11 protein-coding genes and 1 pseudogene are annotated in these 12,807 nt (G+C 73.0%); 6 read left to right on the forward strand and 6 right to left on the reverse strand.

Annotated features, from left to right (window positions below; translation table 11 throughout):
• The first annotated feature begins 36 nt into the window (after positions 1-36).
• The gene (locus tag AB0H32_RS00950; protein ID WP_361112056.1) at positions 37-753 is read left to right on the forward strand and encodes an MBL fold metallo-hydrolase; all 717 of its coding nucleotides are present in this window, start codon (positions 37-39) and stop codon (positions 751-753) included.
• A gap of 244 nt (positions 754-997) precedes the next feature.
• On the opposite strand, the gene AB0H32_RS00955 is transcribed toward AB0H32_RS00950, so the two are convergent.
• The gene (locus AB0H32_RS00955; protein WP_361112059.1) at positions 998-2,053 is read right to left on the reverse strand and encodes an NUDIX domain-containing protein; all 1,056 of its coding nucleotides are present in this window, start codon (positions 2,051-2,053) and stop codon (positions 998-1,000) included.
• A gap of 138 nt (positions 2,054-2,191) precedes the next feature.
• The gene (locus AB0H32_RS00960; RefSeq protein WP_361112062.1) at positions 2,192-2,380 is read right to left on the reverse strand and encodes a hypothetical protein; all 189 of its coding nucleotides are present in this window, start codon (positions 2,378-2,380) and stop codon (positions 2,192-2,194) included.
• A gap of 188 nt (positions 2,381-2,568) precedes the next feature.
• Here AB0H32_RS00960 and AB0H32_RS00965 point away from each other — a divergent pair, with 188 nt between their 5' ends.
• On the forward strand, positions 2,569-2,922 hold the full coding sequence (locus AB0H32_RS00965) for a hypothetical protein (protein WP_361112065.1): 354 nt from the start codon (positions 2,569-2,571) through the stop codon (positions 2,920-2,922).
• A gap of 206 nt (positions 2,923-3,128) precedes the next feature.
• Positions 3,129-5,150, forward strand: coding sequence for an NPCBM/NEW2 domain-containing protein (locus tag AB0H32_RS00970; RefSeq protein WP_361112069.1), 2,022 nt, complete (start codon positions 3,129-3,131; stop codon positions 5,148-5,150).
• A 40-nt stretch (positions 5,151-5,190) separates the two neighbouring features.
• On the opposite strand, the gene AB0H32_RS00975 is transcribed toward AB0H32_RS00970, so the two are convergent.
• Positions 5,191-6,144: an ROK family protein gene (locus tag AB0H32_RS00975; RefSeq protein WP_361112072.1), complete on the reverse strand. Its 954-nt coding sequence runs from the start codon at positions 6,142-6,144 to the stop codon at positions 5,191-5,193.
• 212 nt (positions 6,145-6,356) lie between these two features.
• On the opposite strand from AB0H32_RS00975, the gene AB0H32_RS00980 reads away from it, so the two are divergent.
• Positions 6,357-7,406, forward strand: coding sequence for a LacI family DNA-binding transcriptional regulator (locus tag AB0H32_RS00980; protein ID WP_361112075.1), 1,050 nt, complete (start codon positions 6,357-6,359; stop codon positions 7,404-7,406).
• Positions 7,407-7,413: 7 nt separating this feature from the next.
• Positions 7,414-8,208 carry a hypothetical protein gene (locus AB0H32_RS00985; protein ID WP_361112078.1) on the forward strand — a complete coding sequence of 265 codons (795 nt, stop codon included), beginning with the start codon at positions 7,414-7,416 and terminating at the stop codon, positions 8,206-8,208.
• Here AB0H32_RS00985 and AB0H32_RS00990 read toward each other — a convergent pair.
• From AB0H32_RS00990 to AB0H32_RS01000, 3 genes and pseudogenes are all read right to left on the reverse strand, one after another.
• A complete protein-coding gene (locus AB0H32_RS00990) occupies positions 8,154-8,969 on the reverse strand; it encodes a hypothetical protein (protein ID WP_361112251.1) in 816 nt (271 codons plus the stop codon). The genes AB0H32_RS00985 and AB0H32_RS00990 overlap by 55 nt on opposite strands.
• 118 nt (positions 8,970-9,087) lie before the next feature.
• Positions 9,088-10,085 (reverse strand): annotated as a pseudogene (locus AB0H32_RS00995) (serine/threonine-protein kinase); the annotation flags it as partial.
• 194 nt (positions 10,086-10,279) lie between these two features.
• Positions 10,280-11,599, reverse strand: a complete 1,320-nt coding sequence (locus AB0H32_RS01000; RefSeq protein ID WP_361112081.1) for an aldolase — start codon at positions 11,597-11,599, stop codon at positions 10,280-10,282.
• A 273-nt stretch (positions 11,600-11,872) separates the two neighbouring features.
• On the opposite strand from AB0H32_RS01000, the gene AB0H32_RS01005 reads away from it, so the two are divergent.
• Positions 11,873-12,778: an endonuclease/exonuclease/phosphatase family protein gene (locus AB0H32_RS01005; RefSeq protein ID WP_361112084.1), complete on the forward strand. Its 906-nt coding sequence runs from the start codon at positions 11,873-11,875 to the stop codon at positions 12,776-12,778.
• The last annotated feature ends 29 nt before the right edge of the window (positions 12,779-12,807 follow it).

Consider the following 12,807-nt stretch of genomic DNA (forward strand, 5'->3'; position numbering starts at 1 on the left):
TCGTCCGCGGGCGGGGGCCCTGCCTACGGTCGGCGCATGGACGTCATCGAACTGCTCCCCCGCCTCCACCTCCTGCGCTTCGCGGTCGGGCAGGCCTATCTCTGGCGCGACGGCGAGGAGCTGACGCTGATCGACACGGGAACACCCGGCTCGGGCCGGACGATCGCCGAAGCGGTCACGGCTCTGGGCCGCGCCCCCGAGGACGTGACGCGGATCGTGCTGACCCATTTCCACGAGGACCACGCGGGCGGGGCGGGCGAGTTCGCCGCGCTGAGCGGCGCCGAGGTGCTGGCGCACCAGCTGGACGCGCCGTTCGTCCGAGGTGAACGCACCGGCCCACCGCCGAGGTTCGAGGACTGGGAGCTGCCGATCCACGCGGAGGTGTCACGGCACCTCCCCGAGGGCGAGCCGGTGCCCCCGCCGGGCGTGACGCCGGTGTCCGACGGCGATGTGCTCGGCTTCGGTGGCGGGGCCCGGGTGGTCCACGTACCCGGGCACACGGACGGCAGCATCGCCCTGTTCGTGCCCGACGGGTCAGTCCTGTTCACGGGCGACACGGTGGCCGCGTCACCCGTCGACGGGGCGGTGATGCCGGGCGTGTTCAACCTCGACCGCCGCCGACTCCTCGATTCCTGCCGCCGGTTGGCGTCCCTCGACGCGGACGTGGCCTGCTTCGGACATGGCGACCCGGTGATGGGCAGGGCCGCGGTGGCCCTGCGCAAGGCGGCGGACAACCACCCGGCCGTCGGCTGATCACGCCGCACAGCCATCGCGCCGTCGGCCGATCACGCCGCACAGCCACCGTCCCATCGGCCGATCACGACGGACGGCCACCGTGCCATCGGCCGATCACCATGGACAGCCACCGTCCCATCGGCCGATCACGGCGGACGGCCACCGTGGCGTCAACCGACCATGGGGCCTGCTCGCCGCCCGCACCGCCGCCCGCACCCGCGTCGAGACCTCATCCCGGGCCGGTCCCGTGTCCGAGGACCTCTCAGGCAGCCTGCCCGGCGACCGGGACACCGGCCTCCAGATAGAGCGCGTCCCCGCGCTCGCGGGCACGCAACGCCCAGCGCAGCCGTTCGTAGCGGACCGGGGGCAGCATCCCGGCCGCCTCCTCCTCGGTGGCGAAGCGCCACGCGCGCAGCTCCGGCCCCGGCAGCACCACCCGGGACGCCTCGGCGGGGTCCAGCCGGCCGCCGTCGAAGAGCAGGCGCAGCCCTCCGTAGCCGGGAGGTGCGGGCCGCTCCCAGTCGACGACGAGCAGCCGCGGCACCTCCCGCAGCCGTATCCCGGTCTCCTCGGCGACCTCGCGCATGCCGGCGCGGGCGGGAGCCTCGCCGCGCTCGACCACGCCGCCCGGGAACTCCCAGCCGGGCTTGTAGGTGGGGTCGACGAGCAGCACCCGGTCGTGCTCGTCGAAGAGCAGCACCCCCGCGGCCAGGGTCTCGGCGGTGGGTTCGGGGGTCTGCACGATGTCACAGGGCGGAACGGAGCCGCTGCCGACGGCCTCGGCGATGCGGACGGCGGTCTCGTACGGGGTGAGGGAGCTGGTGTCGACCAGGTGGGCGTCGGCGGTGAGCCAGGAGGCGAGGGCGGCACGGTAGGGCTCGATGTGGTCGTACGACCACTGCCGTACCCGTATCTCGCCGTCGGGCAGGTCCGGCGGGATCTCCCGCCCGGCTATCCGCTCGCGCAGTATCGTTTCGGCCGGGGCGAGGAGCAGATGGCGTACGGGTATCCGGCGGGCGGCGAGACCGCCGAAGATCTCGTCGCGGTACTCCTGGCGCAGCAGGGTCATGGGGACCACGAGCGTCCCGCCCAGCTCGGCGAGCAGCGCGGCCGCAGTGTCGATCACGAGCCGGCGCCAGATCGGCAGGTCCTGGAAGTCGCCGACCTCCGCGAGGCGCTTGGGCGGCAGCAGTTGTGTGAGCCCTCCGCCGACGGCCTCGGGGTCGAAGAGCGTGCTGTTCGGGATCAGCTCGATCAGTTCCCGTGCGGTGGTGGTCTTCCCCGCACCGAACGCGCCGTTGATCCAGACGACGGTCACGGACTCCCCCTCTTCTGTTGGCCCCCTGTGGCTTGCCCGCTCCACCCTGCCACGGAAACCACATTCGGTTGAGGGCGCGCACACGAGAGCGCCGGTGCCCCCTGCGGCGGAGAGGCACCGGCGCCCTGCGCCACGTGGCTACTCCTGGCCCGGCGCGTCGTCGTGCAGGGCCGGGCCGTCGTGGCCGGCCGCGGGGACGTCGTCGAGGGTGCCGGCGGCCTTGAGGTCACCGGGTTGTGCATGGTCCACGGAGTGCGACGGGGTGACGGCGGCCACGACGAAGCCGGTGGCGAGGGAGGCGAGGGCGAGCATGCTGCGTTTCTTCATGCCGTGATGAACTGCGGAAGCGTCCGGGAGTCACGCGCATCGCGGCGATTGTGCCCTTCGGGCCGACGCCGCGGGGGTTCGCACACCCGGCCGCGGCGAAACCGTGGCCGTGGCGATCATGGCGCCGATATCCTCCCGGTCCCGGTCCACGGGCTCTCCGCGGGCCACGACCAGGAGAAACGACGGCCATGACCAGCACCCGCCCGACGAGGACCCTCTGGCGCCCCACCGGTCCCGAGGAACTGGATCTCGTCCGGGACCTGGACCGGAGGGCATGGCCGCCGCGACTGCCCGAGCAGCCGATCTTCTACCCGGTCCTCAACGAGGACTACGCGATCAGGATCGCCCGGGACTGGAACGTCAAGCACGACGGGGCCGGCTTCGTGACCCGCTTCCAGGTCGACGCGGAGTTCCTCGGCCGCTATCCCGTCCGGCAGGCCGGCGGCGAGACGATCCTGGAGCTGTGGGTTCCTGCCGAGGAACTGGACGAGTTCAACGCCCACATCGTCGGCCGGATCGAGGTCGTGCACGAGTTCCGCTGAGGACCACGGGCGGCCGGGCGAACCAACACAATCGAACGCCCGGCCCTCCACCCTGGCGCAAAATCCGCCGCAGTCAAGGGGTGTGACGGCATATCGAACAATGCAGACGCATCTCTTCCAACACAGTCCGACACGTCCTACCGTAAACGCGCACCGGTGACAGGCACATGCCGTCATACCTTTCGCGAGTCGGAGGAACGTCAACGATGCGTCACCCTCACACGCGCACAACCCGCCGAAGAGTGGCCGGAGCGCTCGCCGCGGGGCTGCTGGGCGCGGCGGGCCTCGCCGCCCCCGCCATCGCGGCCCCCGCCCAGGCCCCCGCCGCCCCCTCCCTGGCCGACGGCCTCGCCCTCACCCCGCCGATGGGCTTCAACAACTGGAACTCCACGCACTGCGGAGCCGACTTCAACGAGGCCATGGTCAAGGGGATCGCGGACCTGTTCGTGAACAAGGGCCTCAAGGACGCCGGCTACCGGTACGTCAACCTCGACGACTGCTGGGCCCTGCCGAACCGCGACGCGAACGGCAAGCTGGTGCCCGACCCGGCCCGCTTCCCGAACGGCATCAAGGCCGTCGCGGACTATGTCCACTCCAAGGGCCTCAAGCTCGGCATCTACACCAGCGCCGGCTTCAAGACCTGCAACAGCGCGGGATTCCCGGGCGCGCTCGGCCACGAGTACAGCGACGCACAGCAGTTCGCCGACTGGGGCGTGGACTACCTCAAGTACGACAACTGCAACAACCTCGGCGTCGACGCGAAGCAGCGCTACCGCACCATGCGCGACGCCCTCAAGGCGACCGGGCGGCCCATCGTCTACAGCATCTGCGAATGGGGCGAGAACAAGCCGTGGGAGTGGGCGGCGGACGTCGGCCACCTGTGGCGGACCACCGGTGACATCAGCGACAGCTGGGGTTCGATGCTGTCGATCCTCAAGCAGAACCTCCCGCTCGCCCCCCATGCGGGCCCCGGCCACTGGAACGACCCCGACATGCTGGAGGTCGGCAACGGCGGCATGACGGACACCGAGTACCGCTCGCACTTCTCCCTGTGGTCGGTCATGGCCGCGCCGCTGCTCATCGGCACCGATCTGCGCAAGGCCTCCCCGGCGACCTTCGACATCCTGGGCAACAAGGACGTCATCGCCGTCGACCAGGACCCGCTGGGCCGGCAGGGCACCGTCGTGTCCTCCGCGGGCGGGCGCTGGGTCGTGGCCAAGGAGATGAAGGACGGCAGCCGCGCGGTCGCCCTGTTCAACGAGTCCGGCTCCGCCCAGCGCATCGCCACCACCGCCGGTGCCGTCGGCCTGCCCGGCGCCCCCGGCTACACCCTGCGCGACCTGTGGCAGCACCGCAGCTACAACACCGCGGGCACCGTCGCGGCGACCGTCCCGGCCCATGGCACGGTGATGCTGCGCGTCTCGGCCGACGCCGGGTGGGCCGCCCACCCGCCCGCCGTGGAACTCGGCCTCGACGGGAGCCCGTTGGTGGAGGCCGGCACCCCGACGGCGCTGACCACCGCCGTCACCGACCTGGGCCGCACGCCCGCGCGCCGGGTGTCCGTGTCGCTGACGGGCCCGGACGGATGGACCGTCCGGCCCACCTCTGCGGCCACGGCCGCCGCCCTCTCCACCGGCAGATCCCTGCGCACCGGCTGGACGGTGACCGCCCCGGCGGGGACGCCGACGGGGTCGTACGGCCTCTCGCTGAAGGCGAGTTACCGCTCACCGGCCGGAGAGAGCGTCGTCAGCGCCCTCCCGCTGACCGCCTCCGTCGTGCTGCCGCCGCCGGCGGGGACCTCGTACCTCAGTGATCTGCCGTGGCTGTCGGCGACCAGCGGCTGGGGGCCGGTCGAGCGCGACACCAGCAACGGGGAGAGCGATGCGGGCGACGGCCACCCGATCACCGTGGGCGGCACGGTGTACGCCAAGGGGCTCGGCGTCCACGCCCAGAGCGAGGTTTCCTACTACACCGGCAGGACCTGCGAGAAGGTCACGGCCGACGTCGGTGTGGACGACGAGAAGGGCACGAAGGGCACCGTCGCCTTCGAGATCTGGGCGGACGGCACCAAGGTCGCCTCGACCGGGGTGCTGACCAACGCCCAGCCCGCCCAGCCGCTCACCGCCGACGTCACCGGTGCTCAGGTGGTCCGCCTCGTCGTCACCGACGGCGGCGACGGCATCGACTCGGACCACGCGGACTGGGCGGACGCCCGACTCAGCTGCTGAATCGATTCTGAGTGGGTGCGGGCGCTCGTCCGCGCGTCGCTCAGACCCCCGCCGCGGTCGCGTCCGGCCTCCGGGCCAGCGCGGCCGCGGCGGCACCGACCAGTCCCGCGTCCGTGCCCATCTGCGCGGGCACGACCGTCAGCCGCTGCACGAAGGACAGCGTCGCGTAGTCGGTGAGCGCCTTGCGCAGGGGCGTGAGCAGGATGTCGCCGGCCTTGCCGACACCCCCGCCGATCACCGCGATGTCGATCTCCACCAGGGTCGCGGTGGCCGCGATCCCGGCCGCCAGGGCCTGCGCCGCCCGCTCGAAGGAGGCCACGGCCACCGGATCGCCCACCCGGGCCGCGGCGGCCACCGCCGCGGCGGAGGCGTCGCCGTCGGGGCCCGGCCGCCAGCCCTGCTCCAGGGCGCGGCGGGCGATGTTGGGCCCGCTCGCGATGCGCTCGACACAGCCGCGCGAGCCGCACGGGCACGGGTCGCCGTCGAGATCGACGCTGATGTGCCCGATGTGGCCGGCGTTGCCGGTCGGACCGGGATGCAGCTGCCCGCCCAGGACCAGGCCGCCACCGACGCCGGTGGAGACCACCATGCACAGTGCGTTGTCGTGGCCGCGGGCGGCGCCCTGCCAGTGCTCGGCCGCCGTGATCGCCACGCCGTCGCCGATCAGCTCGACCGGCAGGCCACCAGTGGCCGCCCGCACCCGCTCGACCAGCGGGAAGTCACGCCAGCCCGGCACGTTCACCGGGCTGACGGTGCCCGCCGAGGCGTCCACCGGGCCGGCGCTGCCGATACCGATCGAGCCGGCACGTCCCCACAGGGGCGACCCGGCGAGGTCGCCGAGCACCTCCTCGACGGCCCGCATGACCGTTTCGCCCTCCTGCTGCGCGGGCGTGGCGCGCTGTGCGCGCGCCTGGATCCGTCCGTGGCCGTCCACCAGCGCGCCGGCGATCTTGGTGCCGCCGATGTCCAGGGCCGCCACGAGGTCGGTGTGCATCAGTGTCAGATCTCCCCGTTGAAGCTTGAGAACCAGAAAGAAGGCAGGCCGGTCAAGCGGTGGGGGCGCAGGCCGGAGACAGCGCTGGACAGTCTCTCGCGCATCTGACAACGTTGTCCAGGCTCTATGCTCGACGCCACATCCTCATATAAATCCAGGGACCGGCGCACCACCCCGGTGGAACGTCGGACGACAGGACAGGACAGCGCATCGTGCCCGAGACCACCCGCCGCGCAGACCGCCTCGCCGGGACCCGCTACGGCAACCGTCCCACGATGAAGGACGTGGCCGCACGTGCCGGGGTCGGCCTGAAGACGGTGTCCCGCGTGGTCAACGGCGAACCGGGGGTCACCCCGGACACCGAGCGCCGCGTCCAGGAGGCCATCGACGCACTCGGTTTCCGCCGCAACGACAGCGCTCGTGTCCTGCGCAAGGGCCGTACCGCCAGCATCGGCCTGGTTCTGGAGGACCTCGCCGACCCCTTCTACGGGCCGCTGAGCCGCGCGGTCGAGGAGGTGGCGCGCGCCCACGGCGCCCTGCTGATCAACGGCTCCAGCGCCGAGGACCCGGAGCGGGAGCAGGAGCTGGCCCTGGCGCTGTGCGCACGGCGGGTGGACGGTCTGGTGGTGATCCCGGCCGGGGACGACCACCGGTATCTGGAGCCGGAGATACGGGCGGGCGTGGCGACCGTGTTCGTGGACCGCCCCGCGGGGCGGATCGACGCCGACGTCGTGCTGTCCGACAACTACGGCGGCGCCCGCGACGGCGTCGCCCACCTGATCGCGCACGGCCACCGCCGGATCGGGTTCATCGGCGACATGCCCCGCATCCACACCGCGGCCGAGCGGCTGCGCGGCTACCGGGCCGCCATGGAGGACGCGGGGATACCCGTGGAGGAGCAGTGGATGTCCCTCGGCCAGACGGATCCGGTGCGGGTGCGCCGGGCCGCCGAGGAGATGCTCGCGGGCCCCTCCCCCGTCACCGCGATCTTCGCGGGCAACAACCGGGTGACGGTCACCGTGATCCGCGTCCTCGCCGAGCAGTCCCGCCCGGTCGCCCTCGTCGGCTTCGACGACATCGAGCTGGCCGACCTGCTCCAGCCGGGCGTGACCGTCGTCGCCCAGGACGCGGCCGCCCTCGGCCGCACCGCCGCCGAGCGCCTCTTCCGCCAGCTGGACGGCTCCCTCGTCGCACCGGAGCGCATCGAGCTGCCGACCCGCCTGATCACCCGCGGATCCGGCGAACTGCCTCCCGCCGGGTGAGCCGACCATGACCGGCCGCACCCTGGAGGAACTGGGCCTCGCCGAGGCTCCCCGCGACCATCCGCTGCTCTATCCGGGCGCCTGGCCCGCCGACTCCGGGCTGCTGCACGGCGACCGGATGCTGCCGCTGGAGCGCCTCGCGTACGACGACCGGGTGCCGGTCCTCGCGGTCGGCTCCAACGCCTGCCCCGGACAGCTGCGGCACAAGATGACGGAGTTCGGGATCACCGCCCCGCTGCCGATGGTGCGGGCCCGGGTGCACGGGGTGGACGTGGGCGTGTCGGCGCACGTCAGCAGGCTGGGATACGTCTCCGCCTCGCCCGTCGGGTCACCGCGCGCCTCACGCGAGTTGTTCGTCATCTGGCTCGGCCCACGGCAGCTGGACGTGATCGACGCCAGCGAGGGCGTACCGCTGCCCGACGGCAACTTCCGCCGCGCCTGGCTGCCCGCGCCGGACGTCCGCGTCGAGCTGGCGGACGGCACGGTCCTGCCCGGGGCGTACTCGTACGTCAACCGGCACGGGGTGCTGCACAACGGCGCCGGTGCGCCGCGCCGGCATCCCGGTCAGCACACCCTGATCTCCGAACTCCTCCTGGGTTCAAGCCCGTTGAGGGACCTGTTCGGCGACACCCCGGAGGAGTTCTGTGCCCGTGCCCGCGCCGACGTCGCCCTGTGCACGCAGGGCACGCGGCTGTTCGCCGACCACGGGTGGGTGACGGAGTCCGGGCTGGAGCGGTACGTCGGCGGTCAGCAGGCGGGGAGCCCGGGCACCGGTGCGTCGTTGCCGCCGCCCTTGAGGTAGACGTCGCTGATGTAGACGCCGGTGTGGCCGCTGTCGTCGTCGGTCTTCGCCCACCGGACGTTGGTCCACCGGCGGTGCGTCTCCCGGCGGCCCAGGTTCGACTGGCAGTAGAAGTAGTTGGTCCCCGCGTTGAGGACGCCCGCCTCGGGGCCGGAGGCGGTGTAGGACTTCGCGGTGCGCCCGACCTGGCAGTTGTACTTCCCGTCGCCGACGGGCTGACAGGCCGGGGCAGGGCTTGCCGTGCCGCCGGTGCCGCCGCCCGCCGTGCCCGTGCCCCGCGTGGGGCTGCCGGAGGCCTTGGCGGGGGTGGAGGCGGAGGCGGAGGCTCGGTGGGACGGCTTGCCGCCGCTCGCGCCGCCGGTCTTCTCGCCGGGTGCGGTGCTCTTCGCTGCGCCGCTGCGGCTGGACTCCGGCTGCGCGGACGACTCGGCGCCGGCCCGGCCCGTGGCACCGGCCTCGGTGCGGGCGCCCGCGGGTGCCGCGGCCGGGCCGGGCTCCCCCTTGTCGTGCAGGAGGACGACGGCGATCCGCGTGGCGGCCAGTACGACGACGGCGGCGACCGCGGCGAGCAGCGCGCGGCCCTTGCTGCGTGGCACAACGGAGGCGGCGCCCATGGGGCCGGTGGGGGCGCTGGTGTGCTGGGCGGGGGTGCCGGTGTACGAGACAGGCGTGCCGGTGTACGGGGCGGGGGTGCCGGTGGGTCCGAAGCCTCCGGGGCCCTGTCCGTTCGGCTCGTTCGGCCCAATCGGCTTGTTCGGCAATCGGCTCGTTCGGCCCAATCGGCCCAATCGGCTCGTTCAGCGCGGTCGGCCCAATCGGCTCGTTCAGCGCGGTCGGCCCCGTTGCCTGCGTCGGCGGCACGCTGTCGCCCACGGCTGCCGGGCCGAATCCCGGCGGCACCTGCGGCACCGCACGCTCCGTCGGTTCGGGGCCGCGTGGCGCAGTGCCGCGCAGGGCGGTGGTCGGGGTGTCCGGTGGCCTCGTCCCGGCCGCCTCGCGCAACAGCTCACGGGCCTCGTCCGCGTCCGGGCGCCCGTCCGGGCGCTTGTCCATCAGGCGCAGCAGGACCGGAAGCCAGGGGGCCCGCGCGGTCGGGCTCGGGAAGCGGCTCGCCAACGATCGCGGTGAGCGTGGAGCAGGTGGACGTGCGGCGGAACGGCGAGGCGCCCTCGACGGCCGCGTACAGGGTGGCGCCCAGGGCCCACACGTCGGAGGCCGGGCCGGGGACGGCGCCCTGGGCGCGCTCGGGCGCCAGGTGGTCCAGGGAGCCGACGAGTTCGCCGCTGCGGGTGAGGTGGGTGGCCGAGCCGTCGCCGGGGTCGTCCATGGTGGCGATGCCGAAGTCGGTCAGGACGACCCGCCCGGAGCGGTACAGCAGGATGTTCCCGGGCTTGACGTCGCGGTGCAGGACACCCACGGTGTGCGGTCGGCGTGGGGCACCTCCCGCTCGAGCGAAGCCGAGAGTGGGGAGCGTCCGTCACCGCGGCGCCGATCCGGGCCGCCTCGTGGGCTTCGAGGGTGCCGCTCGCGAAGGACGTCGTCCGGGCAGGGCCCGTCGATCAGCTCCATGACGATCAGCGGGCGCCCGTCGACCTCGGCGATGTCGTGCACGGCGACCACGCCGGGGTGGCGCACCCGGGCGGCGGCGCGAGCCTCGCGCTGCATCCGCAGCCGCAGCTCGGACAGCTCGGGCCCGGCGGCGTCCGTGTAGGTGCGCAGTTCCTTGACGGCGGCCTCGCGGCCGAGGACCTCGTCGACCGCCCGCCACAGACCCCCATGCCACCGCGCCCCAGCCGGGCTGCGACCCGGTAGCGCCCGGCGAGCAGCCGGCCGACGCCGTCGTCGCCGTACTCCGCCCGCCCGTGGCCGTCCGGCACCGGGGGCCCTGCGCGCCGCGCCGTCCCGCACCGTGTCCGGCCGGTCCGGACGCGTCCTGTCCGTCCTCCGCCGGCCCGTACTCCCCGAAGACACCGCCGCCCCGTTCCTCGTCCGCCCCGTTCGGTGATCGGCGTCCAGACCTACGGGGCGGTGGTGACGGCGCCGGCGGTCGAGCGGGGCTGGGACGGCTTCGCTAGGTGGCCGAGGCCGTCAGGTCGCCGCGCCGGGGGGCGGCGAAGCCCTCCAGATCGGCTCGAGTCAGGCCACTGAGCCGGGCGACCTCGGCGATGTCGAGGGCTCCGCAGTCCAGTCCGCGCAGCAGGTAGCCGCTGAGGGCCTTGGCGGTGGCGGGCTCGTCCATGACGTCGCCGCCCGCCCGGTTGGCGTACCGGGCGAGCCGGCCCGCCGCCTGCTCGAAGCCCTCGCGGTAGAAGGCGAAGACGGCCGCGTAGCGGGTCGGGATGTGGCCGGGGTGCATGTCCCAGCCCTGGTAGTAGGCGCGGGCGAGGGCGCGGCGGGTGAGGCCGTAGTGCAGCCGCCAGGCGTCGTGGACCTTGGCGGTCGGGCCGACGGGCAGGACGTTGGTGGAGCCGTCCGAGACGCGTACACCGGTGCCGGCGGCCGCGACCTGCATGACGGCCTTGGCGTGGTCGGCCGCCGGGTGGTCGCTGGCCTGGTGGGCGGCGGAGACGCCGAGGCAGGCGCTGTAGTCGAAGGTGCCGTAGTGCAGTCCGGTGGCGCGGCCCTCGGCGGCCTGGATCATGCGGGCGACGGTTGCGGTGCCGTCGGTGGCGAGGATGGACTGGCTCGTCTCGATCTGGATCTCGAAGCCGAGGCGCCCGGGTTCCAGGCCGTGGACCTTCTCGAAGGCCTCCAGGAGTCGGACGAACGCGCCGACCTGCTCGGCGTAGGTCACCTTCGGCAGGGTCAGCACCAGACCTTCGGGCAAGCCGCCCGCCTCGACGAGGCCGGTGAGGAAGACGTCGAGGGTGCGGATGCCCCGGTCGCGTACGGCGGCCTCCATGCACTTCATGCGGATGCCCATGTACGGGGCCGCCGTGCCGTTCCGGTACGCCTCGGCGATCAGACGGGCGGCGCGGGCGGCCGTCTCGTCCTCTTCGGCGTCGGGGCGGGGGCCGTAGCCGTCCTCGAAGTCGACGCGCAGGTCCTCGACGGGCTCGCGCTCGAGCTTGGCGCGGACACGGGAGTAGACGGGCTCGGCGAGGTCGTCGGACAGGCCGAGGACGGCCGCGAAGGAGGCCGCGTCCGGGGCGTGCTCGTCGAGGGCGGCGAGCGCCTGGTCGCCCCAGGAGCGGATGGTGTCGGCGGCGAAGGCGTCACCGGGTACGTAGACGGTGTGGACGGGCTGGCGGGTGCCGGGGTCGCCTGGGTAGCGGCGCTCCAGCTCCGCGTCGACCGGCGCGAGGGAGGCGCTGATCTCCTCGCTGACGGCACCCGCGAGGCTCGTCCCCACCTTCTGCCGCCGGCCCTGCTCCTGCTGGCCCTGCCCCATCCCACACCCTCCTATTTTCCGCTCTACGGAATCAACAATCCGTAGAATGAAGTTATCCGGGGACCTTGAAGATGGTCAACACTCACTTCCCCATGCTGCCACCTGACCATTTCGGCATGTTCACGCCCATGCCACGCATCGGGGAATCACATCTTCCGTGGACACGGCACGCCATACGCGCGGCTCGTTCGCAGTTCCGCCAATCCTTCCGGTATTTCGGTACTCGTCCGGTATTTCCACAGCTCGTCCGGCATTCCCACCTGAGGAGCCCCAATGCCGAACCACCGCCGAGTCACCCGACGTGCAGGGCTGAAGGCCGCCCTGGCCGCCGCGGTCACGGTGCCTCTCTCCAGTACGGCGCTGCCCACCCCGTCCGCGTCGGCAGCGGTCCGCCGAGCCCCCCGCCTTCAGGTCATGTCGTTCAACCTGCGCTTCGCGAGTACCGCCGACCCCCACAGCTGGGCCGACCGCAGACCGGTGATGCGCGCGCTGCTGCGGCGCGAGCACCCCCACGTCCTGGGCACCCAGGAGGGCCTCTACCAGCAGCTGCGCGACATCGAAGCCGACCTCGGCCGGCAGTACGCCTGGATCGGCACCGGACGCGAGGGCGGCAGCCGCGACGAGTTTGCGGCGATCTTCTACGACGTCCGGCGCCTCGCCCCGGTCGAGCACTACACCTTCTGGCTCTCCGGCACCCCGGAGGTGATCCGGTCCAACACGTGGGGCGCCGCCTTCCCCAGGATCGTCACCTGGATCCGTTTCCGGGACCTGCGCGAGCGCGGCCGGGAGTTCTACGTACTCAACACCCACTTCGACCACGCGAGCCAGAACGCTCGCGGGCACAGCGCCACACTGACGGCCGAGCGGATCGCCGCCCTCGACCGCTCCCTGCCGGTCGTGGTGACCGGTGACTTCAACGTGGCGGCCCACCGGAACACCGTCTACGACACGATGCTGGGCGCGGGACTCGCCGACACCTGGGACAGCGCGGCCGAGCGCAGCGCGCCGTACGGCACCTTCCACGGCTACAAGCCGCTCACGCCGGGCGGCGACCGCATCGACTGGATCCTGGCCACGCCGGGTGTGACCGCGCATCGGGCGGCGGTCAACACCTTCTCCGTGAACGGCCGGTTCCCCAGCGACCACCTGCCCGTACAGGCGTGGCTCAGCCTGGGATGAGCAGAGGCCCCCGTGACCTCGGCGGTCAC

The organism is Streptomyces sp. NPDC020362 (assembly GCF_040642095.1).
Lineage (GTDB): Bacteria > Actinomycetota > Actinomycetes > Streptomycetales > Streptomycetaceae > Streptomyces.

Coding starts and splice junctions, on each gene's coding strand:
- AB0H32_RS00950 (WP_361112056.1), top strand. CDS start 37: ATGGACGTCATCGAACTGCTCCCCCGCCTCCACCTCCTGCGCTTCGCG.
- AB0H32_RS00960 (WP_361112062.1), bottom strand. CDS start 2,380: ATGAAGAAACGCAGCATGCTCGCCCTCGCCTCCCTCGCCACCGGCTTC.
- AB0H32_RS00965 (WP_361112065.1), top strand. CDS start 2,569: ATGACCAGCACCCGCCCGACGAGGACCCTCTGGCGCCCCACCGGTCCC.
- AB0H32_RS00970 (WP_361112069.1), top strand. CDS start 3,129: ATGCGTCACCCTCACACGCGCACAACCCGCCGAAGAGTGGCCGGAGCG.
- AB0H32_RS00975 (WP_361112072.1), bottom strand. CDS start 6,144: ATGCACACCGACCTCGTGGCGGCCCTGGACATCGGCGGCACCAAGATC.
- AB0H32_RS00985 (WP_361112078.1), top strand. CDS start 7,414: ATGACCGGCCGCACCCTGGAGGAACTGGGCCTCGCCGAGGCTCCCCGC.
- AB0H32_RS01000 (WP_361112081.1), bottom strand. CDS start 11,599: ATGGGGCAGGGCCAGCAGGAGCAGGGCCGGCGGCAGAAGGTGGGGACG.
- AB0H32_RS01005 (WP_361112084.1), top strand. CDS start 11,873: ATGCCGAACCACCGCCGAGTCACCCGACGTGCAGGGCTGAAGGCCGCC.